This is a genomic window from Microcoleus sp. F4-D5 (genome assembly GCF_036704885.1).
In the GTDB taxonomy this organism is placed as follows: Bacteria; Cyanobacteriota; Cyanobacteriia; order Cyanobacteriales; family Microcoleaceae; genus Microcoleus.
The window spans coordinates 1-1,692 of record NZ_JAUBSX010000186.1 but is presented as its reverse complement, the minus strand read 5'-3'; the positions used below and the strand labels follow the sequence as shown (position 1 = coordinate 1,692).

The following is a 1,692-nucleotide window of genomic DNA, read 5'->3' as shown; positions in this document are numbered from 1 at the left end:
TAGGGCTTGCTGAATCAGTGTCAAAAGGTTACACCACCAGGATTAAGAGAGCGGACGATCAATAATGGTCGCCGTGAAAAACAGGTAAAATAGTACAAAACCCTTGCATTACCATTTGCGATCGTGTACCGAAAAGCTGAGTCTGCTCCTACCGACCCCTTCGACTTTGAACTCTCCAACGGATGCAAGTTGGCAGCAGATAACCGTTGGGTAAAGATGGTCGAACTAATTCCGTGGTCAGAATTTGAATCAGAATATGCGGAAAACTTTCCAACCGAAATGGGAGCACCCGCCAAATCATTTAGGATGGCTTTAGGGGCATTAATCATCAAAGAAAAACTCGGAATCAGCGACATAGAAACAGTAGAACAAATCCGTGAAAACCCATACCTACAATACTTTATCGGTCAATCAACCTACAGTAATGAGTCCCCATTTGACCCATCACTATTAGTCCACTTTCGGCAGCGAATCAGTGCGAATTTAATCAAGAAAGTGAACGAACGAATGGTGGAAAAAATGCGCGAAACCACCCCAAAACCGCCAGAAAAAAAAAAGGATTCGGACACAAAAAATGAATCAACCAATCAAGGAAAATTAATTGTAGATGCAACCTGTGCCCCAGCAGATATTAGCTATCCCACCGACTTAGGACTATTAAACCGAGCCAGAGTTCACACCGAAAAAATCATCGACATTCTCTATAAATCCCTCAAAGTAAAAATTAATAAAAAACCCAGAACCTACCGAAAAATAGCCAGGAAAGACTACTTAGCAGTAGCCAAACAACGACGACCTAAACGCCACAAAAAAATCCAAGCCCTTAAAAAACAACTGCAATATATCAAAAGAAACCTCGCTCATATTGAACAGCTAATCGAATCAGGTGCCACCCTACAAAGTCTGACCAAAAAGCAATATAAAACCTTGCTAGTTCTCACAGAAGTCTATCGGCAACAACTCTGGTTATTTGAAAATAAAAAACAGAGTATATCGGACAGAATAGTAAGTTTAAGCCAACCGCACATCCGTCCCATTGTCAGAGGAAAAGCAGGAAAACCTGTAGAGTTTGGAGCAAAACTGTCAGCGAGTTGCTTTGAAGGATATTTATTTTTAGACCGGATAAGTTGGGATAACTTTAATGAATCAGGAGACTTAAAAGCAGAAGTAGAAGCATTTAAAAGTTACACAGGATACTATCCAGAATCAGTCCATGCCGTTAGCGAAGCCCTCGAAGAGGATCGCATTTATCGAACCAGAGAAAACCGAGCTTGGTGTAAAGAAAGAGGAATTAGAATTAGTGGCCCCCCTTTAGGAAGGCCACCAGCAAATGTCAGCAAAGAAACAAAGAAACAAGCCTTAGAAGATGAAAGAATTAGAAATGCAATTGAGGGAAAATTTGGGACTTGCGTAAAAGAAGATTTAGCTTGAATCGAGTGATGACAAAACTTGATAATACTTCGGAAACAGCCATTGCTATTACTTTTTTAGTAATCAACCTTTCTACCTGGTTAAGACGGGTTTTTTGTATTTTTTTACGTCACAAACCGAAAATCACACCGATTTACGGTTCAATGATTATTAAAAGCTATACTTTGGCAAGTTATAGTCAACAAAAACTTATGTTTTGCCGAGCTTGAATTGCCCATCAAGTGCGATCGCAATTTTTCCTAACTTATTCAGTAAGCCCTA

Annotated in this window: 1 protein-coding gene; it reads left to right on the top strand. The window is 40.0% G+C overall.

Annotated elements, in window-relative coordinates; translation table 11 throughout:
• The first annotated feature begins 123 nt into the window (after window positions 1-123).
• Window positions 124-1,640 (top strand): IS5 family transposase gene (locus tag QUA80_RS33465; protein WP_445302321.1). Its coding sequence is split into 2 segments (ribosomal slippage): window positions 124-1,407 and window positions 1,410-1,640, totalling 1,515 coding nucleotides; the frame shifts between segments, so codons are not numbered across the junction.
• The last annotated feature ends 52 nt before the right edge of the window (window positions 1,641-1,692 follow it).